Genomic DNA, 25,064 nt, shown 5'->3' with positions numbered 1-25,064 from the left:
CCGTGACCGGGGTCATCGACGTCGTGTTCGGCTCGCTCACGAGCCTGCTGAACCCGCCCCTGTTCGCCGGACTGGCGCGCGCCTTCGAGGGCTCGCGGCACGACCTGCGGAGGGGCGGCGCCGACCTCGACGGCAGCTGGATGCGGCGACTGCAGCGCCGACCGCCCGCGGGCGTCGTCCTCGTGCCGACCGGCCCCGCGCCGGACGCGCTCGCCGCGATCGACGCGCTCGGGATCCCGGTGGTCGTGGTCGACACCCACGGCGTCGGGCTCGACGACCGCAGCGTGGTCGGCGCCACCCAGCACCGCGGCGGCCGCCTCGCCGCCGAGCACGTGCTCGCGCTCGGCCACCGCGACATCGCCCTGCTCTCGGGCCCCGCGACGATGCCGTCGGCCGTGCAGCGGTCGACCGGCGCCCGCGCCGCGCTGCTCGCCGGAGGGGTCGAGGTGCCGTCGGCGTGGGCCCACGAGCTCTCGTTCTCGCCCGGCGCGGCGCGGGAGACCTGCCTGGCACTCCTCGCGGGCGACCGCCGACCGACCGCGATCGTCGCGGGCAACGATCTGCAGGCGCTCGACGCCCTGGACGCCGCCGAGCGGGCCGGCGTCGCCGTGCCGGAGGAGCTCTCGATCGTCGGCTTCGACGATCAGCTGCTCGCCGGCGCCGTCTTCCCCGCGCTCACCACCGTGCGCCAGCCCCTCCGTGCCATGGGCGAGGAGGCGGGGCGCATCCTGCGCGACCTCATGGCGCACGGACCGGGGCGGGCGACCAGCGTCGACTTCCTCTGCGAGCTCGTGGTGCGCGACAGCACCGCGCCCGCTCCGGACCGGACGGCGGCGCACGCATGACCGCGCTGCGGCGGGAGGGCGCGGCGCCTCCGGTGCGGATCGCCCACCTCGGGCTCGGTGCGTTCCACCGTTCCCATCAGGTCGCCCTGACCGCGCGGGCCGCCGACGCGGAGCGCTGGGGCTTCGCCTCCTTCGGCGGCCGCGGCAGCGCGACGGCCGACGCGCTCGCGGCTCAGGACGGCCTCTTCACCCTCGTCGAGCGCGGGCCGGAGCGCGACGAGCTGCAGGTGCTGTCGAATCTGGTGCGGACGGGGTCCGCGGCGGACGACGCCCTCCTCCGCGAGATCGTGGCCCGCGCCTCGACCGCGATGGTCACCCTGACCGTCACCGAGGCGGGCTACCGCCTCGACCGCGCGGGTGCGCTCGATCTCGCCGACGACGCCGTCCGGCGCGATGTCGACGCCCTCCGCGACCGGCGCCGGCCGACCACCCCGCTCGGCCGGCTCGTCGACGCGGTGCGTGCGGGCCGCGACGCGGGCGGCGGGCCGATCGCCGTCGTCCCGTGCGACAACCTCGCCGACGCGGGCCGACTCGTCGCCGGGGCGCTGCAAACCCTCGCCGACCGGGTCGACCCGGCGCTCGCCGCCTGGATCGCCGTGGAGGCGCCGGTCGCCTCCTGCTCCGTCGACCGCATCACGCCGGCGACCACCGACGACGACCGCCGCCTGGTGCGCGAGCTCACGGGCGTCGACGACGCGAGCCCCGTCGTGGCCGAGCCGTTCGCGAGCTGGGTCATCGAGGGCTCGTTCCCGGCCGGACGACCCGATTGGGGCGACGCGGTCGACCTCGTCGACGACGTCGGACCGTATGAGCGCCGGAAGCTCTGGATGCTGAACGGCGCCCACACCTACCTCGCGCTGGCGGGCGGGCTCCGCGGCTGCAGCACCGTCGCCGAGGCGATCGCCGACCGGACCCTCCGCAGGCGCGTCGAGGAGCTGTGGGACGCGTGCGCGCGCCAGCTCGACCTGCCGGGCCTCGGCGAGTACCGCGCGCAGCTGCTCGCGAGATTCGAGAACGCGCGGATCCGGCACGAGCTCGCGCAGATCCGCCTCGATACGGAGCTCAAGCTCCGGATGCGCGTGCCCCCGGTGCTGCTCGCGGAGCGCGCCGCGGGCCGCCCCGGCACCGCGCACGCCCGGGTGCTCGCCGCCTGGCTGCGGCAACCCGACGTGCGGGAGCGATCGGAGCCGATCGCCACCGCCCTCGCGCGGATCGACCCGCGCCTGACCGACCCCGCGATCGTCGACCTGACGCGCGCGCTTCTCGAGGAGGAGACATGAACATCGAGTCCGCCGACGTGATCGTCACGAGCCCGGACCGCAACTTCGTCACGCTGAGGCTGACCACCGACGACGGGCTCACCGGCCTCGGCGACGCGACCCTCAACGGCCGCGAGCTCGCCGTCGTCGCGTACCTGCGCGAGCACGTCGTGCCGCTCGTCATCGGTCGCGACGCGGGCCGCATCGAGGACACCTGGCAGTTCCTGTACCGCAGCGCCTACTGGCGGCGCGGCCCGGTCACGATGGCGGCGATCGCCGCGGTCGACATGGCGCTGTGGGACATCAAGGGCAAGGCCGCCGGGATGCCCGTCTACCAGCTCCTCGGCGGCGCCTCCCGCACCGGCCTCCTCGCCTACGGCCACGCGTCGGGCCGCGACCTGCCGGAGCTCTTCGACTCCGTGCACCAGCACCTCGAGCAGGGGTACCGCGCGATCCGCATCCAGTCGGCGGTTCCCGGCCTGAAGTCCATCTACGGGATCGCGTCGAACGCCACCTACGAGGCCAACACCGGCGTGCGCTACGACCACGAGCCGGCTCAGCGCGGCGGCCTGCCCAACGAGGAGGACTGGGACACCCGCTCCTACCTGCGCCACATCCCGACCGTGTTCGAGGCGGTCCGGAACGAGTTCGGGCCGGAGCTGCCGCTGCTGCACGACGGCCACCACCGGATGACCCCGATCCAGGCGGCGCAGCTCGGCAAGTCGCTCGAGCCGTACGACCTGTTCTGGCTGGAGGACTGCACCCCCGCGGAGAACCAGGAGGCGCTGCGCCTGGTGCGTCAGCACACGACGACGCCCCTCGCGATCGGCGAGATCTTCAACACCGTCTGGGATTACCAGCTCATCATCCGGGAGCAGCTCATCGACTACGTGCGGAGCGCCGTCACCCACACCGGCGGCATCACCCACCTCAAGAAGGTGCTCGACTACGCGTCGCAGTACCAGATCAAGTCGGGCATGCACGGGCCGACCGACATCTCGCCGGTGGGCATGGCGGCCGCGATGCACCTGGGACTCGCGATCCACAACTTCGGCATCCAGGAGTACATGAAGCACGGCGAGCGCACCGACCGGGTGTTCCGCCAGAGCTTCACCTGGCGCGACGGCATGCTGCACCCCGGCGACCAGCCGGGCCTCGGCGTCGAGATCGATCTGGAGGCGGCGGCGGCGCATCCGTACCAACGGGCGTACCTGCCGTACAACCGGCTGGCCGACGGAACGGTGCACGACTGGTGAGCGGCGCGGAGCCGGCGAAGGGCCGGATCGGGGTGCAGGCGATGATGCTCGCCGGCGAGATCGCCGAGCACGGCGTGACGGCGACGCTCGGCCGCGTGGTCGACACGGGCTACCGGACGGCGGAGATCTCGCAGGTGCCGATGACGCGCGCGAACGTCGAGGCGTTCGCCGCCGCGCGCGACGGGCTGGGATTCTCGTACGCGGCGATCTCGGCGGCGCTCACCTCAGGCGGATCGAACGACGGGATCGACACGGCGTTCGACAAGATCGTCGACGACGCGCGCACCCTCGGCGTCGACCTCGTCCGGATCGGGATGCTGCCGCCCTCGGGCCTGCGCTCCCTCGCCGCGTTCGAGGAGGTCGCCGACCGGGCCGAGGAGGCGGCCCACCGCTTCGCCGAGCACGGCATCACGCTCTGCTACCACAACCACCACGTCGAGTTCATCCGGGCCGGGGCCGGCACACTCCTCGACGTCATGGTCGAGCGGGCCCCGAGCGTCGGGCTCGAGCTCGACGCCTTCTGGATCGCGCGCGGCGGCCGCGACCCGGAGCGGACCATCACGGCCTCCGCCGGGCGCGTGCGCCTGGTCCATCTCAAGGACTACCGGATCGCGTGGCCGTCGGCGGCCGCGCTCGACGCGCAGGAGGCGGGCGACGCGGCCGCATGGTCGGCGGAGCTCGAGGGGCTCGTGCAGTTCACCGAGGTCGGCGAGGGCGCCCTCGACTGGCGTGCGATCATCGCCGCGGCCGACGCCGCCGGGGTCCAGCACCTGCTCGTCGAGCAGGACCGCCTGTATGGACGCGACGTCTGGGAGGCGCTCGCCCTCTCGCGGCGGAACCTCGTGGACCTGGGGTTCGGCGACAGGTTCTGAGCCCGGAGGGCGCAACCTCACATTCCATCGGGCTGCGCGGTCGAAGGGGTATGACTCGCACCATCCACGTGATCGCCCTCGCCCTCGCGACGGCGCTCGGCCTGTTCGTCGGCGTCTGGGCGTACTTCTTCCCGACGGGCTTCTACGACGCGTTCCCCGGCGTGCTCGGCCATTGGATCGACATCGATGGTCCGTTCAACGAGCACCTCATCCGCGACGTGGGAGCCATGTACCTGGCACTCTCCGCGGCGAGCGCGGGAGCGCTCATCTGGCGCTCGTCCGTCGTGTTCCGGATCGTCGGCATCGCGTGGACGGTGTTCGGGCTCCTGCACTTCGCGTATCACGTCGTGCACCTCGACCACGGCACGACGGAGGACGCTATCGGGACGGTGGTCAGCCTGGTCGTGAGCCTCGCGCTCGGCGTCATCCTGCTGATCCCGGCACGTCCCCGATCCGGGAGCCGCGGATGATCCGGTTCCGCAGCGACCTCACCGTCGACCTGGTGCGGGCGTCGGCGCGCGACGCGGACGTCGTGTTCGCCGCACGCGTGTCCACCCAGGGCGAGAAGACCTTGGCCGCCGCCCGCTCCGCGGAGGACGCGACGGACCGCGACACCGGTCTCATCGAGTTCCTCCTGCGCGACCGGCACGGCTCGCCGTTCGAGCACACCGCCATGACGTTCTTCGTCCAGGCGCCGATCTTCGTGTTCCGCGAACTCATGCGCCACCGGACCGCCTCCTACAACGAGGAGTCGAGCCGATACCGGGAGATCGGGGCGGTGTTCTACGTCCCGGCGCCGGACCGCGCGCTCGTCCAGGAGGGCAAGCCGGGCGCGTACCGGTTCGTCGACGGCACGCGCGACCAGGCCGAGCTCGTCGACGCCGAGGTGCGCGCGGCGTCCGAGGCGGCCCACGCCGCCTACCAGCGCATGCTGGACGCCGGGATCGCGCGCGAGATCGCGAGGACGGTGCTGCCGCTGAACACGTACTCCTCGGCGTACGTCACGCTCAATGCGCGCTCGCTCATGAACCTCGTCTCGCTGCGCACCCGCAGCGAGGACGCCCGGTTCCCGTCGTTCCCCCAGCGCGAGATCGAGATGGTCGCCGAACGGATGGAGGATCACTTCCGCCTGCTCATGCCGCGGACCCACGCGGCGTTCGTGCGCACCGGCCGGGTCGCCCCCTGAGCGCCGACCACGACCGCACCGGCGACGCGGTCCCGATCGACGAGCTCCTGTCCGAGCGCCGGCACCTCCTCGACGTCGCGTTCCGGCTGCTCGGCTCGCGCAGCGAGGCCGAGGACGTCGTGCAGGAGACCTACACCCGCTGGTCCCAGCTCGACGACGACGAGCGCGCCGCGATCCGCAATCCGGCCGCGTGGATGACGACGGTCGCGTCGCGGGTCGCACTGAGCATCCTCGACTCGGCCCGTCATCGCCGTGAGCGCTACGTCGGCGAATGGCTGCCCAAGCCGCTGCCCGGGTCGCCGCTCACCGGATCCGATCCCCTCGATCCGCTCGACCGCATCACCCTCGACGAGTCGGTCTCCATGGCCCTGCTGGTGGTGCTCGAATCGCTGACGCCCGCCGAACGCGTCGCGTTCGTCCTGCACGACGTCTTCGGCCTGCCGTTCGCGGAGATCGCCGGGATCGTCGGGCGCTCCCCCGACGCCGCCCGGCAGCTCGCCTCCTCCGCCCGTCGCCACGTGCGGGATCGGCGGCAGGGCGCCGCGGCGCCGGCGCAGCACACGGAGGTCGTGCGGGCGTTCCGCGAGGCCGCGCGCACCGGCGACCTGGCGGGCCTGACCCGCCTCCTCGACCCCGACGTTACGGCGATCAGCGACGGCGGAGGGCGCATCCGCGCGGCGCTGCGACCCGTCCGCGGCGCCGACCGGGTGGGGCGCTTCCTCGTCGGCGCGCTCTCCAAGCGGCCGGCGATGGTCGTCGAGGAACGGCAGGTCAACGGGGAGACGGGCCTGGTGTTCCGCTCCGAGGGCGAGGGCGTCGGCGTCGTGACGCTGGCGGTCCTGGCGGGCCGCATCCACGACGTCTGGCTGATGCTCAACCCCGAGAAGCTCGGCGCGTGGAGCGCGGCGGAGCGCGGCCCGTCCGCCGCCTCACATTCCGGGTCGCTATGCCGTCGAGATGAGTGAGGGGGTCATCGCCCCCTCAGGGACGGACCCGGATAGGCGGGTCCGCGACGGGAGGACGGAGAGATGGAACGGATCCTGATCATCGGCGGCGGCTACGCGGGCCTCTACACGGCCCTCGGCCTCGAGCACCGACTGCGCGCCGGCGAGGCGGAGGTGACCGTCCTCGACAGCAGGGCGTACATGACGTATCAGCCGTTCCTGCCCGAGCTGACCGCCGGCTCCATCGAGCCGCGCCACCTCGCGGTGTCGCTGCGCAGGCACCTCCGGCGCACCCGCATCGTCCGCGGCGACCTCGAACGGCTCGACCACGCGCACCGCACGGCCCGCATCCGAACGATCGACGGTGGACGGCGGGAACTCGGCTACGACCAGGTGGTCGTGACCGCCGGCGCGACCACCCGCACGTTCCCGATCCCGGGGCTGGAGCGGCACGCGATCGGCATGCGGACCATCGAGGAGGCAGTCGAGGTCCACGACCGCCTGGTCGAGTCCGTCGACCGGGCGGTCGCCCTGCCCGCCGGAGCCGAACGCCGCAGGCTGCTCACGGTGACGGTCGTCGGCGGCGGCTTCTCCGGGGTCGAGGTCACCGGCGAGCTCCACTCCTTCGCCGTCAGCCTGCTCCGCCGCTACCGCGAGATCCGGCCGGACGAGCTGCGCTTCCACCTCGTCGAGGCGACCGGGCGGATCCTCCCCGAGGTGACCGACCGTCCCGGTCGGTGGGTGGTCGAGCACTTCGAGGAACGCGGGATCCGGGTCCATCTCGACACGCAGGTGCGGTCCCTCGAGGGCGGCACGGTCGAGCTGTCGACCGGGGAGCGCTTCGACAGCGGGATCGTGGTCTGGACGGCGGGCAACGCCGCGAATCCCGTGATCGCCCGTCACACCGATCTGCCGATCGACGCGCGCGGCGCCGTCGTCGTCCGCCCCGACCTCCGGGTCGGCACCGGCGAGCAGCCGGTCGACGGCGCCTGGGCCGCCGGTGACGCCGCGGCCGTCCCGGACCTCGCCGGGGACCCCGCTCGACGCACCGTGCCGAACGCGCAGCACGCCGTGCGCCAGGGCAAGCGGCTGGCCCGGAACATCGTGGCCGCCCTCCGCGACGAGGAGCCGACGCCCTACCGGCACGCGAGCCTCGGCGTCGTCGCGACCCTCGGGATGGGCGACGGGATCTTCCAGTACCACGGCCTGGTCATCCGGGGGCTCGCGGCCTGGCTGATGCACCGCGGGTACCACGTCCTGGCGATCCCGACCATGGAGCGCAAGGTGCGGGTGCTCGCGCTCTGGATCGTGGCGTTCTTCGCCGGCCGCGACATCGTCGCCCTGCCGTCGCTGCGGGATCCCCATGCCGCCTTCGCCGCGGCGAACCGCCGGGAGGAGGAGCCGGCGACGCGTCGGTGACATCGCGCGCTCGCCGCGCAGAGGCCCGATGCACAGGTCAATGGCGAGGACGAGGGGGCGTCGCCGGACGCTGCCCCGCGACCATGGCCATGACGTCCTCCGCCAGCCGCTGCCCGTCGGCGACGTCGACGGGCAGCGCGAAGACGACCCGGTAGTACAGCGGTGCGATGAGGTGATCCAGCACCTGCGTCTCGGTCGGCACCGGCTCCCCCCGCGCCTCGGCGCGCTGGATGACCGCGCGCGCCTGCGCGGCCCGGCGCTCGGTGACCGAGCAGTGCGTCACGAGATCGGTCCGGGCCGAGACCATCGCGCGGAGGTAGCGTGCGCGCTCGATCCGGGTGATGTCCGCGAGGACGGCGTCAGCCCATGCCGCGAGATCGCCCGCCAGCGATCCCGTGTCCGGCACGTCCTCACCGTCGCGGGTGAGGGCGCCGACGGTCGCCTCCTCGAGCAGGGCGTTGATGTCGTCCCACCGCCGGTACAGCGTGGTCGGCGCAACACCGGCCCGCTGGGCGATGAGGGGGAAGGTGAGGCGCTCGACTCCCTCGCCGACGAGCTCCCCCACCGCGGCATAGACCGCCGCCACGACGCGGCTGCTTCTGCCGCCCGGACGCTGACCCGTCGTTCGCTCCGGCACGCCGACACTCTAGCGATGATCTGTCCTATCGCTATTTGCATTGCGTTAAGTGCCAGGCGACCGCTATCTTCACTAACGCAACTTTATTCGCGATATCACCGGAGCACCCGTGACCCGCCCCCGACCCGCCCCCTTCCTCGTCGCCGCCGCCGTCGGCGTCGCGACCCTCACGGCCGCGTCCGCGCCCTCGCCGCTGTACCCCGTCTACCAACGTCTCTGGAACTTCTCCGCCGCGACGTTGACGCTGGTGTTCGCGGTCTACGTCCTCGCCCTCGTCGTCGCCCTCCTGACGGTCGGCTCCCTGTCGGACGCGGTCGGACGCCGCCCCGTGGTGAGCGGTTCGCTTCTGCTCCTGGCCGCCGGGATGGGGCTCTTCGCCGCAGCCGGGAGCGCCGCTGACCTGATCGCCGCGCGCATCGTGCAGGGGTTCGCCGTCGGCGCCGCCACCGGCGCGGCGACGGCGATGATCACCGAGACGGCTCCGAACGCGCGAATCGGATCGCTGGCGACCAGCGCCTCCTCGCCGCTCGGCATCGCGATCGGCGCGGTCCTGTCCGGCGCACTGGTCGAGTTCGCCCCGCTGCCGCGACAGCTCGTGTTCTGGATCCTCGGGGTGGCGTACGTGCTGCTCGCGGCGCTGGTGTGGGCGGTTCCCGACCGCGGCCGTGCGGCCGCCGGAGTGTCCTTGCCCGCCGTGGCGCGCTCGCTGATCCCGGATGCCGGGGTGCCCGGCGGCGTCCGGCCCGCCTTCGTCGCGCTCATCCCGTCGATGGTCGCGACGTGGGCGCTGGCGGGTCTGTACCTCTCCCTCGGAACGTCGATCGTGGCCTCGGTGCTCGGCGTCCGGAGCCACTTCATGTCCAGCCTCATCCTCGGCGCGTACTTCACGGCCGGCACTCTGGGCTCGGCCGGCTCGTCGCTCCTCCCCGCCTCGATCCGGGGCCGGGCGGGCTTCCTCAGCCTCGCCGCCGGCGTGCTGATCACGCTCCTGGCGACGACGTCCGCCTCCCTTCCTCTCTATCTCGTGGGGTCGGCGGTCGCGGGTACGGGATTCGGAGCGACGTTCCGCGCCGTGCTCGGCACGCTCGCCGACGTCGCTCCCGCAACGCAGCGCTCCCGGGTCTTCGCGTCCATGTATGTCGTCAGCTACGGGGCGTTCAGCGTTCCGGCGCTCCTCGCCGGGATCGCCGTCGGGGTCGTCGGCCTCCGTGCGACCGCGATCGCGTACGGAGCCTTCGAGATCGCCCTCATCGTCCGCGCCGCGGCGATCGGCGCCCGCGGGCGACGCGCGATCGGGGGATCCGCCGACGCCCGCGTGACCGCCGATCCCCGATGAACGGAGCCGCCATGCCCTCCACGCGCACCTTCGCCACCGCTCGCCACACCACCCGGTACCTCGAGGCGGGCCCCTCGACCGGCCCGCTCATGCTCTTCCTGCACGGGTGGCCGGGCATCGGCCTCATGTGGCGCGCGCAGCTCGACGCCCTGGCCGCCGACGGCTGGCACTGCGTGGCCCCGGACCTGCGCGGCTATGGAGGGTCGTCCGCGCCGATGGCCGCCGAGGCGTACCGCATCGAGGAGATCGTGCGCGACATGACCGAGCTGCACGACCATCTCGGGGGCGGCACGGCGGTGTGGGTCGGGCACGACTGGGGCAGCATCGTGGTCGGGGCTCTCGCCGCGCACGAGCCCGGTCGGCTCCGGGGCGCGGCTCTCGTGTCGTGGGCGCACTTCCCGGAGTCGAACGCTTTCTACACGACGCATTTCGACCAGGCCGTCGCCGACCTCGATGCCGACATCAGTAGCAGCTTCGCCTCCGTGTTCCGAGCCGGCGACCCGGCGTCGGTCGGGACGGTGTCGCCCTCGGCCGTCGTCACCCGCCGCGGAGGTCGCTTCGGCGACGCGCACCGCGCTCCGGAGATCAGGCCCGACCCGGCGATCTGGCCCGCCGACGACTTCGACGCGCTCGTCGAGGCGTTCTCGGAGCGTGGATTCCGCGGGCCGTGCTCCTGGTATCTGAACGACGAGGCGAACGCGGCCTACGCGGCGACAGCCCCCGACGGCGGGCGGCTCTCGATACCGGTCCTCTTCGTGAACGGCGCCTGGGACCTGATCTGCAGCATCGATGGGAACGCGCAAGGCGACCCGATGCGCCGCAGCTGCTCGGATCTCACCGTCGCCGACCTGCCCGGTGGGCACTGGCTCCCGCTCGAGCGGAGCGTCGAACTCGTGTCCGTGCTCCGCGGGTGGATCCGCGCCGTCTGACGTGTCGCCTCGCGATACCGGCACCCGACTCCCCATCGGACCCCGCGAGAAGCGCCCTACTCGCCCGCCAGGGCGATGACGAGCTTCTCGGCGGAGACTCCGCGGCGCATCAGGTCGAGCCCGTGCTGGACCGCTTCGAGATCGGTCCCGATCACGCGCGGGCGGGGCGCGAGACGGTGGAGACCGGACTCGAGCGCGGCGGGAAGGTAGTCGCGCCAGATGGCGGGGCCGACGGCGCTGGAGGCGATCGAGCTCCCCCACACGAAGCGGGCGCGGATCCCGTGCACCGCACACCTCGCCTGCAGGGCGACGTTGGAGGCGACCAGGCGTGTGATCAGGCGCAGCCGGCGGAGGGAGAGGCCGGCCCGCCTCGGCTGATCGTAGAAGGAGACGGACGGACTGGTGAGAGCGATCCGGCGGGCACCCGTCGCAGCGGCGATCGTCACGCAGGGCTCGGCCGAGCCGACGGCGATGGCGACGATCCCGGCGACCGTCGACCCGCGCACCGCGTCGACGACCGCTCGGACCACGTCCGGGTCCCGGTAGTCGAAGACCGCCTCCGCCCCGAGCGCCCGCATGGCGTCGTGGCGGACCGGCGACGCGGTCGTCACGACCCGGTAGCCGGCGGCCCGCGCGAGCTGGATGGCGTTGCTGCCGACCGAGGTGGCGCCTCCCCAGACCACGACGATCTCGTCCCGCGGTGCCGCCGAGCCGGGGGCGGGGAGGTCCAGGGCGAGCTGTGCGGTCTCGAAGAGCGCGGCGGCGGCGGTCGAGAGCGCGAGCGGCAGGACGGCGGCCTCCTCGAAGGCCGCCCCGTGCGGGATCCGCGCCGACATCGACGCCGGCACGGCGACGATGTGCTGGAATCCGCCCTCCGACACCGCGTCGTGCCCCTTCTCGATGCCCATCGCGTACGCGCAGACCCGATCGCCGACGACGAAGTCCGAGACGCCGGCACCGACCGCGACGACCTCGCCGGCGACATCCTCCCCGAGCACCGCCGGGTACGGCAGCCACCGGTACATCAGCCGTCCGTTGGACTGCACGATCGCGTCCAGCGGGTTGATCGCGACGGCTCGGACGCGGACGACGAGCTGACCCTCCGCCGGTACCGGGGCGGGGACGGGGCGCACCGTCAGCTCGCCGTAGGGCGCATCGATCAGGGCAGCGGCGTTGGGGTGCGGGATGTCGGTGGACACGCGGATTCCGATCTGGACGATGACACGGTGTGTCGTCACGGTAGCACCGATGACACGATGTGCCATCATCGGAATCATGCCCCGCTGGTCCCCGGACGCCGCCCTCCGCCTGGAGACGTCGGCGATGGACCTGTTCGAGCGACGGGGATACCCGGCGACCACCATCCCCCAGATCGTCGACGGCGCGGGCCTCACCACGAGGACCTTCTTCCGCCACTTCTCCGACAAGCGCGACGTGCTGTTCCTGCGCGAGCGGGAGTTCCCGCAGGTCGTCGCGGCCACACTCCTCACGGCCGGCGACGACCTCCCCCCACGCGGCCTGGTGGTCTTCGGCCTCCGGGCCGCCGCCCTCGAGCTGGAGCAGTGGAGAGCGCCGATCGAACGGCGCCGCCGGATCATCCGCGGCGAACCGCAGCTCCGCGAGCGGGAGCTGCTCCAGTACGACCGGCTCGCCGAGGCCGTCCGGGCCGCGCTCCAGGAGCGCGGGGCCGACCCGCGGCAGGCGCTCCTGCTCGCTCGGCTCGCGGCGCTGACGTTCGAGCTCAGCCTCGACCAGTGGATCGACGCACCGGATCACGCGCTGGCCGAGGTCGTCGAGGCGACCTGGCACGAGGTCACGACCGCCGGCTGACCCCGGCGGCCGTCCGCATCCTTCATCCTGCGGGAGGAGGGCCCCCTCCGCCGAGACGCGACGCGATCTCACTCGACCGGTGGACGTGCGCCCCGACGCCACCGGGTGAGCATCGAGTGTGGTCATTCGGAAACGACGTCTCGTAATAGTCGGAGCGGCGGTCGTTGCGGCGGCGCTGGCCGTCGGCGGCGGCGGCGCAGTGCTGAATCGCCTCGGGGTGGAGATCATACCGCCGACTCCGCAGCAGTACGCCGATGGAGCGGTCGACCGGATGGCCTCCGGCGTCGATAGCACCCCGCAGCGGGTGGCCGAGGTGCGGCGGCGGGTCGCCGACGAGGTGCGGAACGCCCGTGACTACGCCGGCACCTACGGCGCGCTCCGCGACGCGGTCCACGAGCTCGGCGGCGGACACAGCGCGTTCCTCACCCCGAGCGAGGCGAAGAAGGAGTTCGGCCGGACGGAGAGCGGGTCGACGGCCGACGACCCCTCGGTCCGGACCGCGGACGGCGTGACGACGATCGTCGTCCCGACGCTCGTCAGCAACGATCAAGAGGTGACCGACCGCTGGATCCGGACCCTCCGCCGCGGTCTCGACGAGGCTCGGACGCAGACGAAGGTCGGCTGGATCGTCGACCTGCGCGACAACCACGGCGGCAACATCTGGCCGATGCTCGCCGCCCTGTCGCCGCTCCTGACCGACGGCCGCGTGATGGCGTTCGAGCGCGCGGACCGCTCGGAGGGGGTCTCGATCGCCGGCGACAGCGTGCTGCTCGACGGCGCCGTGCAGGCGAGCGCGCCGGGCTCGATGCCGAAGTCGGACCTCCCCGTCGCCGTCCTCGTGAACGGCATGACGGGGAGCTCCGCGGAAGGAGTCGCGATCAGCTTCACCGGGCAGCCGAACGTGCGCTCGTTCGGCACCCCGACGTACGGGTACAGCACGGCGAACCAACCCGTCACGCTGCGCGACGGAGCGGTCATCAACCTGACCGTCGCCGTCGACGCCGACCGCACCGGTGTGCGCTACGGGCGGCCCCTGGTCCCCGACGAGCGCGCCACCGACGACGCCCCGGCGGCGGCCGCGACGTGGTTGCGCACCCGATGACGACGGGCGCGGGGCGCGCACCCGTCAGCCGGCGATCCCGGCGATGAGATTGACCACGCTCGCGAGGATGACGGCGCCGAACAGATACGACAGGAGCCCCTGACGCAGCGCCGTCGAGCGGATCGCGTGGGTCGTCAGGTCGGTGTCGGAGACCTGATAGGTCATCCCGATGGTGAACGAGAGGTAGGCGAAGTCCACGTAGCGGGGAGACCCGCTCTGGTTGAAGTCGACTCCCCCATCGGCGTCGGAGAAGTACAGGCGCGCGTACCGCAGCGTGAACAGGGTGTGGATCAGGGTCCAGGACAGCGCGACGCTGACCACGACGGCGAGCGGCACGATGACCTTCACGACCCCGTGCGCGTCGCGCGAGACGACGATGAGCAGGATCACCGCGCCGATGCTGGCGACCGCCGCGATCAGCGTCATCAGCTCCGAGATCGCGGTGGTGGGGTCCTCCTGCTGGGCGCGCTGCTTGGTCGCCGCGCCGTCCATGCGGGCGATCGCGATCCACACCCAGGTGATATAGACCGCGCAGGCGACGGCCCATCCGGTCGTCGGGGCGTATTCCCAGCCCCACACGACGCCGCTGAGCACCGCGGAAGCGGCTCCCGCCGCGATCATAACGATCAGCCGGCGCGCGGACTCGAGGGTGCGGGACGGGGCCACGACCAGATCGTCCCAGACGGCGCGCGCAGGCAGCGGCGGCGCGCAGGAGTGATCACGACGGCGAGATCATCCGGCATCACCCCGTTCGGCCGCCTCCCGCCAGGTGCCGGGCGGGATCCCCACGACCTTCCGGAAGAACAGCGAGAAGTTGGACGCGTCGGGGAAGCCGAGCTCGCGGGCGACACGCGAGGCCGGAAGGCGATCGTGCACCAGTAGGCGCTTGGCCTCCAGGACGATGCGCTCCACGAGATAGGCCTTGGCGGTGTCGCCCGTGCTCTGCTGGACGACTCGCGTGAGAGTCCGGGGCGAGTATCCGAGTGCGCGCGCGTAGTAGCCGACGTCGTGGTGCGCCCGGAAATGCGTCTCCACCGTGGAGCGGAACAGGTCGAACGTGGGATTGATCGTCGCGTCCGCGGGCGCGGGCGGGGGCGCGTCGACACTGGCGAGAAGCGCGGAGAGCAGGATCTGGAGCAGCTCCGGCGCCGAGCCCGCGACTGGATCGTGGGCTTCGAGGAGGAGATGCGCGCGCGCGGCATCGACGTGACTCCACCGGGAGTCGGTCACCGTCCACGCCGGGACGCTGTGCGGCCGCGCCGCGAGCTCCCGGACGGCGGGCGTGACGGGCGCGGTCGGCACGAACAGCACCAGATCCCCGCGAACGCCGCCGATGTCGTCCCAGCGGTGAACGGCACCCGGCGGAATCCACACGATCGTCCGCGGCACGAGCGCGAACGAGCGGAAGTCGACCGTGACGCGGCCCCGCCCGGCGTCGACGAGCGCCAGCACATGGAAGTCGCCCCGCTGCGTGTGCATCTCGTCGAGCTGGCGGAGTTGCGTGAACGTCTGCACCTCCACGGCGGCGGAGCTCGCATCCGGAGGCTGATAGGTCAAAGACCGAACTCTCGCCATGTGTCCATTTTTCACCATCGGGCGACCTATCGCACTGATGCTTCAGATCCGTTATGTGCGTGAAATGGAGTCATCGACAACGGATCGATTCAAGAAGGCAGGTATCGAATGACCATGACACGGCAGCATCTCCCCGCCTATGACCGTCGGGGAGGAACCGGCCCGACGCTGGTGTTCCTGCACTACTGGGGAGGCTCGGCGCGCACCTGGCGACCGGTCATCGACCTTCTCCCGGGCCGCGACACCCTCGCCATCGACTTCCGCGGATGGAGCCGGTCGAAGGGCCTTCCTGGGCCGTACACGCTGCGGCAGCTCTCGGAGGACACCCTCGCGGTGCTCGCGGCAGCGGGCGTCCGCGACTACCTCCTGGTCGGTCACTCGATGGGAGGCAAGGTGGCGCAGCTGATCGCCGGGCGGCAGCCCGCCGGACTGCGCGGACTCGTGCTGGTGGCCTCCGGCCCGGCGAAGCCCGCCGACGCCGTCACCCCCACCTACCGGGAGGGGCTTTCGCATGCCTACGACTCGGTGGAGACCGTGGCCGGCGCCCGCGACGGGATCCTCACCGCGTCACCGCTCGGCGAGCGGCTCGCGGCGCAGATCCTCGAGGACTCGCTGTCGAACGCGCCCGAGGCACGCATCGAATGGCCCCTGCGCGGCATCGCCGAGGACATCACCGAGCAGACCCGACGAGTGCGGGTACCCGCCCTGGTCATCGCGGGCGAGCACGATCAGGTCGAGCCCGCGGAGGTCCTCCGGGACAACCTCGTGCCCTACCTCGCGGATGCCCGCTCGCTGGCCCTCCCCGCCACGGGGCACCTCATTCCGCTCGAGGCGCCGCGCGCCCTCGCGGACGCGATCGCCGGATTCGCGGACGGCGTGCTGCGCTCCTCGTCATCGGCGGCCTGAAGCGCGACCAGACCCGCACCGACACCCCCTCACCCGCACCACCCGACGAAAGGCACGCACCATGAACGACACAACACCCACCATCGTCCTGATCCACGGAGCGTTCGCCGACGCCTCGGGCTACGCCGGACTCATCGAGCACCTCGCGGCCCACGGTTATCCCGTCGTCGCGCCGCCGAACCCGCTACGCGGACTCGCGTCCGACGCCGACTCGATCCGCACCCGCGTCGCCGCGATCGACGGACCGGTGGTCCTCGTGGGCCACTCCTACGGGGGCGCCGTGATGGGGGCCGTCGCCGCGGGCCTTCCCAACGTCATCGGCCAGGTGTATCTCGCCGCTTTCGGTCTCGACGTCGGCGAGGACTGCCTGACGATCCAGAAGAGCTATCCGGCATCGCTTCTCGCCACGGAGAACGCCCCGACCTCGTACGACGCGCCGGGCGCTCCCGGGGGCCCCGATCTATACATCAAGGAGAAGCGGTTCCGCGAGGTGTTCGCCGGGGATTCGTCCGTCGCGACCGCTCGCGCGATGTTCGCAACGCAGCGTCCGCTCGCCGCGTTCGCCTTCACCCAGGCTGCCACCGTGCGGGGCTGGGACTCGACCCCGACCTGGTATCTCGTCTCCACCGACGACAACTCCATCTCGCCGAAGCTCCAGGAGTTCATGGCCGCCCGCATGAACGCGCACACGGAGAGCATCCAGGCCTCCCATACGGCGTTCGTCGCCCAGCCGCAGGCGGTGGCCCTCTTCATCGAGAAGGCCGTCGAGGACTTCATCTCTCGCAGCGACGCCTGAGAGCCTCCAGCACGATGTGCGGACCCCGGAGGGGGCCCGCCCATCGTGCGTCCGTCCCGCATGCGCGGCCGGGCGCTCGCGACCGCGAGTACGTCGCTACTTCTCGATGACGGGGGCCGCCGCGGCGAGCTCGGGACGCGTCACCGGGTGACCGTCGATCGACTCGTAGACCGCCTTCGAACGGCCGAGGCTGTCCATGAGGCTGAGCGGACCACGGAACGGTTCGCCGCCGATGTGCCAGCCGTCGGTGTGGAGTTCCTCGATGAGAACCCAGACGACCTCGCGGAAGGCCTCCGACCCCTCGAACTTCACCATCACGTCGGTCAGGGCGGCGGCCATCGCGTGCTTCTCGGACTCGGTGAAGACACCGTCGACGAGCTTGACGTTGACAAAGGGCATGACATTCTCCAGTGCTCAGAGCGGCACCCGACGGGATCGCCGGATGCCTCCACTCTGGGTTCTGGAGGCCGCCCGCAGCCCCCGGGATCAGGCCGGAGATCCCACAGATCCGGCCGCGTCACCCGACCGGACCCGCTCGAGGTAGACCGACGGGCTCGACCCCACCCGCGACACGAACACGCGACGCAGCGTCTCGGCGCTCCCGAAGCCGCTCCGCTCCGCCGCGACGGCGACGGTCGCGCCCTCCTGGAGCAGGGTCTGCGCAGCCTCGATACGGATCAACTCCACGTAGCGCGACGGCGTGGTACCGATCTCGTCGTGGAACAGCCGCGTGAGCGTGCGCACGCTGACACGGGCGATCGAGGCCATGTCGGCCAGCGAATAGCGGCCGGCAGGATCGGCGGCGACCGCATCGGTGAGCCGGCGGAGCGGGCTATCGGAGGGGATGTGCTCGCGCGACGGCGCGGAGAACTGGGATTGCGTTCCCGGCCGCTGGAGGAAGATCACCATCTGGCGAGCCACCTTGCGCGCGATCTCGGCCCCGGCGTCGTCCTCGACGATCGCCAGGGCGAGATCGATCCCGGAGCTCACCCCGGCCGAGGTGATGATGTCGCCGTCGCGCACGAACAGCGAGTCCGGCAGCACGCGCACCCGGGGAAACGCACGCCGGAACAGCTCCACCTGCGTCCAGTGCGTCGTGGCTCGACGAAAGTCGAGCAGCCCCGCCTGAGCGAGCAGGAACGACCCGGTGCAGACCGACGCGATCCGGCGGACATGCGCCGTCAGATCGGTTACCGCCGACATCACGGAGTCGTCAAACGGTCTGGTGACCATGCCGTACGCGCCGGGGATGATGATCGTGTCGAGCGCGCCGGCGTCCGCCGCGGCGAGTCCGGCGGTGAGGGTCAGACCGTTAGAGGCACGGACGCTACCGCCGTCGGGCGAGATCAGCACCGTCTCGTAGCGAGCGCCGAACGCGTTCGCGTGGGAGAAGACGTCCGCCGGACCGGCGACGTCGATCATCGTGACGTCGTCGTAGACGAGGATGCCCATGCGCTGGATCGCCGCCATCGCCATCGTGCCGACTCCACCCGTCCGAGGTGGCTCGACACTACCCGAGCCGCGGCGCGGAAGCCGAGGTGGGTGGTGGAGGAGTCCTCGGTCTGGGCGCTGCGCGCGGCGGGCCGGTAGCGCAGGCAGTACTCCGGCGCGCACAGGTGCGAGCCGCCCTTGGTCACGTGCCGCGGCGTCACATCCCCCGGCGCGATGCTGCCGGAGCGGGCGTTCGCGAACGCGTTCAGCCGCCCGACGGCTAGAGCCCCGAAATCTCAACGATTCCGGGGCTCTCAGCTGGCGGTACCGGTGGGATTTGAAGCCACCAGTACGCCGAGATATCAGAATCCGATCGCCGGAGATATCAGAACCGGAGCAGCCCAGATATCAGAAGGTCTCAGCCAGCCCTCCCCCGGATTCGAACCCGGGTCTCACGGCTCCAGAGGCCGTCGTGCTGCCGTCGCACCACCGCGGATCGCGGCCCCAGCTCGGCCGCGGGACGCCTCCTCGGTGGACCAGGCGGCGAGTAGTCGCAGAGCGTCCGCGCTCGGCGAGTGCGGTTCTGCCGTATAGACGGTCAGAACCATGCCCGGGTCGGACGGGAACTCCATCGCCTCGAAGTCCAGGTCGAGATCGCCGACGACGGGATGGTGGATCGACTTGCTGCCGGTGCGGTGGAAGCGGACGTCCTGCTTGGCCCAGAGCCGCGGGAATTCGGCACTGCGTGTCGCGAATTCGCCGACGAGGTTCGAGATCATCTCGTCGTCCGGGCTGCGGGCGGCCTCCGTGCGGAGGTATGCGACGGTGTCCGTCGCGGCACGTGACCAGTCCCGCCAGAACGTCTTCGCCGCCGGATCCAGCAGAGTGAAGCGGGCGAGGTTCGCGGGCTTCGCGGCATCGGCGAACGCCTGCACGAAGAGGGCTCGCCCGAGGCCGTTCGTGGCGAGGATGTCGTACCGGCGGTTCCGCACCCAGGCGGGCGCGTCCTCGATCGCGTCCAGGACCTGTCGGATGGACGATCGAAGTCGGGGCTCCCGGGGTGCGCTGCGGCGGGTTCGGGTCGTGTTCGCCCGACGCGCGAGGTTGGCAAGGTGCTCGCTGTCGCTCTCGTCGAAGTTGAGCGCTCGTGCGATGCCGGACAAGGCGCTTTCGGAGACGCCGGACAGGTTTCCCCGTTCCACCTTGGTGTAGTAGTCCACGGAAAGACCAGCGAGCATCGCGACCTCTTCTCGGCGGAGCCCGGAGACGCGGCGATTCCCGCCGTAGGCCGGCAGGCCGGCGTCGGCCGGGCTGACCCGCCCGCGGCGATCGATCAAGAAGTCTCGGACCTCGGCTCGTTCATCCACACGACGAACCGTATGCCGAGTCGGCCAGACGAGGGAGGCTGTGCCGGAACGCGGAAGAGCAGCAACTCCCGCCGCAGCCCGCGCCGCCGTTCCATGGTCATGCGGCCGACCGGCTGACCTGCAACGAGAGGACTGGAACGACATGACGAACGACACCACCCAGCACGGCATCGCCGCCTTGGGCACCTGGGCGTGGGGAGACAGCGGGCGAACGGGCGACGGATGGTTCGGGAGCGAACTCGACGAGGCCGCCCTCGACGACATCGCCGACAAGGCGCACGACGCCGGGTTCACCATGTGGGACACCGCCGTGGTCTACGGAATGGGACGCTCCGAAACGGTCCTCGGTCAGGTGCTCCGACGCTTCCGCCGGGACGACTACCAGCTCTCGACGAAGTTCACCCCGCAGGCCGCCGGGACCGGACCCGCGCCCGTCGCCGACATGCTCGAGCAGAGCCTCACCCGGCTGAGAACCGATCACATCGACCTGTACTGGATCCACAACCCGGCGGATGTCGCCCGGTGGACCCCGCAGCTGATCCCGCTGCTGGAGAGCGGCACGGTGAAGCGAGTCGGCGTCTCGAACCACAACCTCGAACAGCTCCGTCTCGCCGACAGCATCCTCCGCGACGCCGGCTACCGCGTCGAAGCGGCCCAGAACCACTTCAGCCTGCTCCACCGCGCATCCGAGAGGGCCGGCATCCTCGACTACTGCCGAACGCACGACATCCGGTTCTTCGCGTACATGGTGCTGGAACAGGGCGCCCTCTCCGGCCGCTACAGCCCGCAGCACCCGATGCCCCAGGGCAGCACGCGTGCCGAGATGTACAACAGCATGCTTCCGCAGATGCAGGACCTGACCGACGCCCTGGCACGCATCGGAGAGTCGCACGGGGCCCGTGCCGCCGATGTCGCCACCGCATGGGCGATCGAGAAGGGCGCCATCCCCATCGTCGGGGTGACCAAGCCCCACCACATCGACGGCCTCGCGCGGGCGACGAGGATCGTCCTCAGCACCGCCGAGACGACCGAGCTCGAATCCCTCGCCGCTGCGATGAACGCGGAGACCCGCGGCGGGTGGGAGCAGCAGATGTGATCGTGCGGGTGCGAGCGGACGTCGGCGACTGTGTCGCCTGCCTGGTCCGACGCGCGCGGGACGTTCGTGCGGGACGGAGTACTTTTCTCGAATGACTGGATCAGGGCGATCCCGCGTCGCGGTCGTCGGCCCGGGGGCGATCGGCACCGTCGTCGCGGCCGCGTTGTCCGAGGACGGTCGTACGCCGTTCCTCGCCGGCCGCCGTCCCCGTCCCCGTCTCCGTCTCGACACGGCCGACGGCACGATCATCGTCCCCGGTCCGGTGCACACGGAGCCGGACGGCGGCGCCGAGCCGGCGGACGTGGTCTTCCTCGCCGTCAAGGCGACGCAGACGGCCGCAGCAGCACCCTGGCTTCGGGCGCTCTGCGCGCCGACGACCACGGTGTGCGTGCTGCAGAACGGTCTGGAGCAGGTCGACGCCGTCGCGCCTCTCGTGCCGGAATCCGTGATCGTGCCGTCCGTCGTCTGGTTCCCGGCCGCCCGCGACCCTGCCGGATCGGTCCGCCTTCTCGCACCCCCGCGCCTGAGCCTGCCCGCCGCCGCAGGCGCGCTCGCCGTCCGGGACGTCCTCCGTGGCACACGATGCGCTGTCGAGGTGTCGGACGATTTTCGGACCCTCGCCTGGCGAAAGCTGCTCCAGAACGCCACAGCCGGACTCATGGCGCTCACGGGGCGGCGATCCGGCATGTTCCGGCGCGAGGATGTGGGATCCGTCGCCCTCGCGTACCTCGAGGAGTGCCTCGCGGTAGCCCGGGCAGACGGCGCGGAGCTCGACGACGAGACCCCGAACCGCATCCTCGCGGACTTTCGCCGCGCACCGGCGGACCGGGGCACATCGATCCTCGCGGACCGCGACGACGGCGTGCCGCTGGAGTGGGACGTCCGCAACGGAGTCGTGCGACGACGGGGCCGTTCCCTCGGTCTTCCGACGCCGATCAGCGACATCGTCGTGCCTCTGCTGGCTGCCGCGAGCGATGGGCCCGGATAGCCGGACGGCGGCGGACGCGTCGAATCACGGCCTGCGAGGGATTCTGGTTTCGGAGCCCGATCTATCCCACGTCGGCGGGTTGCCGGCGCCGATGTCGCGTTCCACGACGCGCTCGCCGCGATTCAACATAGGCCGATTGCATCCAGGTGCACGCCCGGATGCTGGAGGGCGGTCGAGACGACGGATCCTGTCGTCGAACTCGGTGCGCTCGGGCAGCCGTCTGATGGCCCCCTTCGCGGGAACCGACGAAGCCGCCGCCACGCATGCATGGACAGAAAGCGTTTTCTCAGTAGAGTCGAGTAACCCCTGCGTAGAAGTCGAGGTCACGATGACGTCCCGTTCGTCCCGGACACGAGTCGCCCTCGTCGGCGTACGCGGCTTCGGCGGTGTGCACCTGGCCAATCTGGATCGTCTCAGCGATCGGGTGGAGTTGATCGGCGTCGCCGACCCGGCGGGGCCGCCCGTCGACGGCTTACGCGGAGCTCGCTTCTACACCGACGCGGCCGACCTGCTGCAACGGGAGCAGGGGATCGATCTGGTGATCGTCGCGACGCCCCTGCATACCCACGCCTCCATCGCGACGGCCGCTCTGCGGCACGGTGCCGACGTGTACGTGGAGAAGCCGCCCGTGTCGTCGATGGCGGCCTTCGACGAGCTCCTCGCCGCCCAGCGCTCGAACGGACGGAGCGTGCAGGTGGGCTTCCAGGCTCTGGGCTCGCTCGCGCTCCCGGCTCTGCTCGACGACCGGATGGGTCTCGGTGCGATCCGCGGCGTCTCCGCCGTCGGACTGTGGTCGCGAGCCCGTTCCTACTGGTCTCGCTCGCCGTGGGCGGGTCGACGCCGGCTCGACGGCGTCGACGTCGTGGACGGAGTGGCGACCAATGCGCTGGCTCACGCCGTCTCGACCGCCCTGCGGCTCGCGGGCGCCACGCGGCGAGAACAGGTCGTGCATGTCGAGACCGATCTCTACCGTGCCAACGCGAGCGAGGCCGACGACGCGAGCGTCGTCCGCGTGACGACCGCGACGGGGATGAGCGTCACCGCGGCGCTGACGCTCGACGCGCCGACGGAGAAGGATCCGGTGGTGATCGTGCGCGGCACCGAGGCGACCGGCGACTTCTCCTACACCCGGGACGTCGTGGTGCGTGACGACGGCGTCGAGTACTCGTTCGGGCGCGTCGACCTCGTTGAGAACCTGCTCGACCACCGCGACGCCGGTGCGCCCCTCCTGTCCCCGCTCGCGGACAGCGGAGCGTTCATGACGGTGCTCGAGGCGATCCGGACGGCGCCCGACCCTGAGCCCGTCCCGGCCCATCACGTCACCTGGACGGGCCAAGGCGACGACGCGCGACCGACTGTGGACCACATCGACGATTGGGTGGTGCGCGCTGCGGACGCGTCTGCCACCTTCCGGGAGCTCGGCGCCCCCTGGGCGCTCCCCCGCCGCGACGCGCGGCTCGGTGTCGTGACGGGGCCGGGTCGCGCCGGGGCGGTGATCCAGGACGGCGGCTCGGTGACGCCGACCTCGAGTCCCCGCCCCTATCTGCACCCCATCACCACCCCGGGCGGGGTCGTGGTGACCGATCACCATCCCCGCGATCACGACTGGCACCTCGGCCTCGGCGTCGCGATCCAGGATGTCGGGGGCACGAACTTCTGGGGCGGACGGACCTGGGTCCAGGATCGCGGCTACCTCTGGCGGGACGACCACGGCACCATCCGCAGCACTGCGCTTCGCACGCGCACCGACGGCGCCGACCAGGAGCTGGAGTGGGTCGAACCCGACGGGCGGGTCGCCCTGGTCGAGCGCCGTGTCCTGTGCTCGCGCGGGGTCGAGGACGCGTGGAGCCTGACGATGTCATTCTCGCTGACCGCGCAGCGCTCCCTCCACCTCGGCAGCCCGGGGAGCAACGGTCGGGTCGGCGCCGGATACGGCGGGTTCATGTGGCGGCTGGCACCGTGCGCCGAGGTCGACGTGCGAGGCGAGGCGGGCACCGGCGAGGCGGCGGTTCACGGGCGCCCCGGTGCCTGGGTCGCCTGGTCGGCGCGCTTCGAGGACGGCGACGCGTCGATCGCGATCGCCCCTCGCGACGGAAGAACGGCCGAGGACCCCTGGTTCGTCAGGTCCGCCGACTACCCGGGGCTGGGTTCCGCAATCGCCTGGGAGTCGCCGGTCCGTCTGGACGCCGGATCGAGCGTCACGCGGTCCTTCGCCCTCGTGATCGCCGACGGCCGGCGGGACGACGAGGAGCTCGTGCGCCTGCTCGGAGCGGTGCGATGAACCCCGCCGGTGACCGCGAGGCCAAGCGGAGACGGATCCGGGACCTGCTCGACGAGCGCGGCCTCGACGCGGTCCAGCTCACCAGCGCCGCCGCCCTCGGCTGGTACCTCGAGGGAGCGCGCGTGCACGTCGGCATCGCCGCCGCGCCGATCGTCGCGGTCGAGGCGACCGGGGTCGTGGATCGCGTCCTGGTCACGTCGAACGAGGCGGCGCGGCTGGTCGCGGAGGAGCTCCCCGACGACGTCGAGGTCATCACGCGCCGTTGGTTCGACCCGGTCGCGACGTCGATCGTCCCGGAGTCCGAGCTGGAGGTGGAGCTCCGAGCCGCGCGCCAGGCATTCCTGCCGGAGGAGACGGCGCGGTTCCGGCGACTCGGACGCGACGCGGCCGTCGTGCTCACCGACGCGCTCCGGCCGGCCACCCCGCGCGAGACCGAGCGCGGCCTCGCCGCGCGCATCGCCGCGGGGGTCGTCGGCATCGGTGCCGATCCCGTGGTGGTCCTCGTCGCCGGAGAGTCGCGGCTCGCATACCGTCACCCGCTTCCGACCGGGGCCGACCTCGGCGACCGCGCCATGGTCGTCCTCTGCGCCCGGCGCGACGGGCTGATCGTCAACCTGACCCGGTGGGTCCGCTTCGGTGCGGCCACGGCCGAAGAGCATGATCGCGACGCGCGGATCCGCGAGGTGGAGGCCGACATCCTGCGCGCGACCATTCCTGGAGTGCGACTGCGCGACGTCCTGGAGGAGATCCGGATCGCCTATCCGCGTCATGGATTCGACGCCGAGGAGTGGCTCGCCCACCACCAGGGCGGACCCGCCGGCTATGCGGGCCGCGATCCGCGGGCCACACCGGACGCCGATGACCTCGTGGTGGCCGGACAGTTCTTCACCTGGAATCCGTCCGCCCCCGGCACGAAGATCGAGGACACCGTGCGACTCGGCGCTGACGGCATCCAGCCGGTCACGGTCGATCCCCGCTGGCCCCCCGTGACCGGCGACGGCCCCCGCCC

25 protein-coding genes, 1 tRNA gene and 1 pseudogene are annotated in these 25,064 nt (G+C 71.8%); 18 read left to right on the top strand and 9 right to left on the bottom strand.

Annotated features, from left to right (window positions below):
- The first annotated feature begins 2 nt into the window (after positions 1 to 2).
- The 8 genes from ACTHM3_RS03530 (at position 3) to ACTHM3_RS03495 (ending at position 7,781) form a co-directional block, all read left to right on the top strand.
- A complete protein-coding gene (locus ACTHM3_RS03530) occupies positions 3 to 845 on the top strand; it encodes a LacI family DNA-binding transcriptional regulator (RefSeq protein ID WP_440404708.1) in 843 nt (280 codons plus the stop codon).
- Positions 842 to 2,125, top strand: coding sequence for a mannitol dehydrogenase family protein (locus tag ACTHM3_RS03525; protein WP_440404707.1), 1,284 nt, complete (start codon positions 842 to 844; stop codon positions 2,123 to 2,125). Before ACTHM3_RS03530 ends, ACTHM3_RS03525 begins: the two co-directional genes overlap by 4 nt.
- Complete coding sequence (gene manD / locus ACTHM3_RS03520; RefSeq protein ID WP_440404706.1) at positions 2,122 to 3,360, top strand: D-mannonate dehydratase ManD; 1,239 nt, start codon at positions 2,122 to 2,124, stop codon at positions 3,358 to 3,360. Before ACTHM3_RS03525 ends, manD begins: the two co-directional genes overlap by 4 nt.
- Positions 3,357 to 4,232, top strand: coding sequence for a sugar phosphate isomerase/epimerase family protein (locus tag ACTHM3_RS03515; protein ID WP_440404705.1), 876 nt, complete (start codon positions 3,357 to 3,359; stop codon positions 4,230 to 4,232). Before manD ends, ACTHM3_RS03515 begins: the two co-directional genes overlap by 4 nt.
- A 50-nt stretch (positions 4,233 to 4,282) precedes the next feature.
- Entirely contained in the window at positions 4,283 to 4,702 is a 420-nt protein-coding gene (locus ACTHM3_RS03510; RefSeq protein ID WP_440404704.1) for a hypothetical protein, read from the top strand.
- Complete coding sequence (gene thyX, locus ACTHM3_RS03505; protein WP_440404703.1) at positions 4,699 to 5,418, top strand: FAD-dependent thymidylate synthase; 720 nt, start codon at positions 4,699 to 4,701, stop codon at positions 5,416 to 5,418. Before ACTHM3_RS03510 ends, thyX begins: the two co-directional genes overlap by 4 nt.
- Positions 5,415 to 6,383: an RNA polymerase sigma factor SigJ gene (gene sigJ, locus ACTHM3_RS03500; protein WP_440404782.1), complete on the top strand. Its 969-nt coding sequence runs from the start codon at positions 5,415 to 5,417 to the stop codon at positions 6,381 to 6,383. The genes thyX and sigJ overlap by 4 nt, the downstream gene beginning before the upstream one ends.
- Positions 6,384 to 6,446: 63 nt before the next feature.
- Entirely contained in the window at positions 6,447 to 7,781 is a 1,335-nt protein-coding gene (locus ACTHM3_RS03495) for an NAD(P)/FAD-dependent oxidoreductase (RefSeq protein WP_440404702.1), read from the top strand.
- A gap of 37 nt (positions 7,782 to 7,818) precedes the next feature.
- On the opposite strand, the gene ACTHM3_RS03490 is transcribed toward ACTHM3_RS03495, so the two are convergent.
- Positions 7,819 to 8,418, bottom strand: a complete 600-nt coding sequence (locus ACTHM3_RS03490) for a TetR/AcrR family transcriptional regulator (RefSeq protein WP_440404701.1) — start codon at positions 8,416 to 8,418, stop codon at positions 7,819 to 7,821.
- Between the two features lie 109 nt (positions 8,419 to 8,527).
- Here ACTHM3_RS03490 and ACTHM3_RS03485 point away from each other — a divergent pair, with 109 nt between their 5' ends.
- Together ACTHM3_RS03485 and ACTHM3_RS03480 are read left to right on the top strand one after the other, a co-directional pair.
- Positions 8,528 to 9,754, top strand: a complete 1,227-nt coding sequence (locus ACTHM3_RS03485) for an MFS transporter (RefSeq protein ID WP_440404700.1) — start codon at positions 8,528 to 8,530, stop codon at positions 9,752 to 9,754.
- 11 nt (positions 9,755 to 9,765) lie between these two features.
- Entirely contained in the window at positions 9,766 to 10,683 is a 918-nt protein-coding gene (locus tag ACTHM3_RS03480; RefSeq protein WP_440404699.1) for an alpha/beta fold hydrolase, read from the top strand.
- A 56-nt stretch (positions 10,684 to 10,739) separates the two neighbouring features.
- Here ACTHM3_RS03480 and ACTHM3_RS03475 read toward each other — a convergent pair whose 3' ends face one another.
- Positions 10,740 to 11,921 (bottom strand): zinc-binding alcohol dehydrogenase family protein, encoded by a 1,182-nt coding sequence (locus ACTHM3_RS03475; RefSeq protein WP_440404698.1) that lies wholly within the window; start codon positions 11,919 to 11,921, stop codon positions 10,740 to 10,742.
- 37 nt (positions 11,922 to 11,958) lie between these two features.
- Between ACTHM3_RS03475 and ACTHM3_RS03470 the strand changes: the two genes are divergently transcribed.
- Both ACTHM3_RS03470 and ACTHM3_RS03465 read left to right on the top strand, forming a co-directional pair.
- Complete coding sequence (locus ACTHM3_RS03470; protein WP_440404697.1) at positions 11,959 to 12,513, top strand: TetR/AcrR family transcriptional regulator; 555 nt, start codon at positions 11,959 to 11,961, stop codon at positions 12,511 to 12,513.
- A 199-nt stretch (positions 12,514 to 12,712) separates the two neighbouring features.
- Complete coding sequence (locus ACTHM3_RS03465; protein ID WP_440404696.1) at positions 12,713 to 13,615, top strand: S41 family peptidase; 903 nt, start codon at positions 12,713 to 12,715, stop codon at positions 13,613 to 13,615.
- Positions 13,616 to 13,639: 24 nt separating this feature from the next.
- Here ACTHM3_RS03465 and ACTHM3_RS03460 read toward each other — a convergent pair whose 3' ends face one another.
- Entirely contained in the window at positions 13,640 to 14,281 is a 642-nt protein-coding gene (locus ACTHM3_RS03460) for a DUF1345 domain-containing protein (protein ID WP_440404695.1), read from the bottom strand.
- A 66-nt stretch (positions 14,282 to 14,347) separates the two neighbouring features.
- Positions 14,348 to 15,172, bottom strand: a complete 825-nt coding sequence (locus tag ACTHM3_RS03455; RefSeq protein ID WP_440404694.1) for a helix-turn-helix domain-containing protein — start codon at positions 15,170 to 15,172, stop codon at positions 14,348 to 14,350.
- Between the two features lie 132 nt (positions 15,173 to 15,304).
- On the opposite strand from ACTHM3_RS03455, the gene ACTHM3_RS03450 reads away from it, so the two are divergent.
- Together ACTHM3_RS03450 and ACTHM3_RS03445 are read left to right on the top strand one after the other, a co-directional pair.
- Positions 15,305 to 16,096, top strand: a complete 792-nt coding sequence (locus ACTHM3_RS03450) for an alpha/beta fold hydrolase (protein ID WP_440404693.1) — start codon at positions 15,305 to 15,307, stop codon at positions 16,094 to 16,096.
- Positions 16,097 to 16,157: 61 nt separating this feature from the next.
- A complete protein-coding gene (locus ACTHM3_RS03445) occupies positions 16,158 to 16,892 on the top strand; it encodes an alpha/beta fold hydrolase (protein WP_440404692.1) in 735 nt (244 codons plus the stop codon).
- A 96-nt stretch (positions 16,893 to 16,988) separates the two neighbouring features.
- Here ACTHM3_RS03445 and ACTHM3_RS03440 read toward each other — a convergent pair whose 3' ends face one another.
- The 5 genes and pseudogenes from ACTHM3_RS03440 to ACTHM3_RS03420 form a co-directional block, all read right to left on the bottom strand.
- Positions 16,989 to 17,291, bottom strand: a complete 303-nt coding sequence (locus ACTHM3_RS03440) for a tautomerase family protein (protein ID WP_440404691.1) — start codon at positions 17,289 to 17,291, stop codon at positions 16,989 to 16,991.
- An 87-nt stretch (positions 17,292 to 17,378) separates the two neighbouring features.
- Positions 17,379 to 18,368: a GlxA family transcriptional regulator gene (locus tag ACTHM3_RS03435; protein WP_440404690.1), complete on the bottom strand. Its 990-nt coding sequence runs from the start codon at positions 18,366 to 18,368 to the stop codon at positions 17,379 to 17,381.
- Between the two features lie 44 nt (positions 18,369 to 18,412).
- Positions 18,413 to 18,538 (bottom strand): annotated as a pseudogene (locus tag ACTHM3_RS03430) (SUMF1/EgtB/PvdO family nonheme iron enzyme); the annotation flags it as partial.
- Between the two features lie 207 nt (positions 18,539 to 18,745).
- Positions 18,746 to 18,815, bottom strand: a tRNA-Gln gene (locus ACTHM3_RS03425).
- Complete coding sequence (locus ACTHM3_RS03420; protein ID WP_440404781.1) at positions 18,776 to 19,834, bottom strand: helix-turn-helix domain-containing protein; 1,059 nt, start codon at positions 19,832 to 19,834, stop codon at positions 18,776 to 18,778. The genes ACTHM3_RS03425 and ACTHM3_RS03420 overlap by 40 nt, the downstream gene beginning before the upstream one ends.
- Here ACTHM3_RS03420 and ACTHM3_RS03415 point away from each other — a divergent pair.
- From ACTHM3_RS03415 to ACTHM3_RS03400, 4 genes are all read left to right on the top strand, one after another.
- Positions 19,833 to 20,786, top strand: coding sequence for an aldo/keto reductase (locus ACTHM3_RS03415; RefSeq protein ID WP_440404689.1), 954 nt, complete (start codon positions 19,833 to 19,835; stop codon positions 20,784 to 20,786). The genes ACTHM3_RS03420 and ACTHM3_RS03415 overlap by 2 nt on opposite strands.
- Positions 20,787 to 20,877: 91 nt before the next feature.
- Positions 20,878 to 21,774 carry an oxidoreductase gene (locus ACTHM3_RS03410; RefSeq protein WP_440404688.1) on the top strand — a complete coding sequence of 299 codons (897 nt, stop codon included), beginning with the start codon at positions 20,878 to 20,880 and terminating at the stop codon, positions 21,772 to 21,774.
- Positions 21,775 to 22,102: 328 nt separating this feature from the next.
- Entirely contained in the window at positions 22,103 to 24,055 is a 1,953-nt protein-coding gene (locus ACTHM3_RS03405) for a DUF6807 family protein (protein WP_440404687.1), read from the top strand.
- On the top strand, positions 24,052 to 25,064 hold a 1,013-nt coding region (locus ACTHM3_RS03400), incomplete at its 3' end, for a M24 family metallopeptidase (protein WP_440404686.1). The genes ACTHM3_RS03405 and ACTHM3_RS03400, both read left to right, overlap by 4 nt.

This window comes from Pseudolysinimonas sp. (assembly GCF_051954455.1).
In the GTDB taxonomy this organism is placed as follows: domain Bacteria; phylum Actinomycetota; class Actinomycetes; order Actinomycetales; family Microbacteriaceae; genus Pseudolysinimonas.
This window is presented reverse-complemented; position numbering and strand designations above follow the sequence as displayed.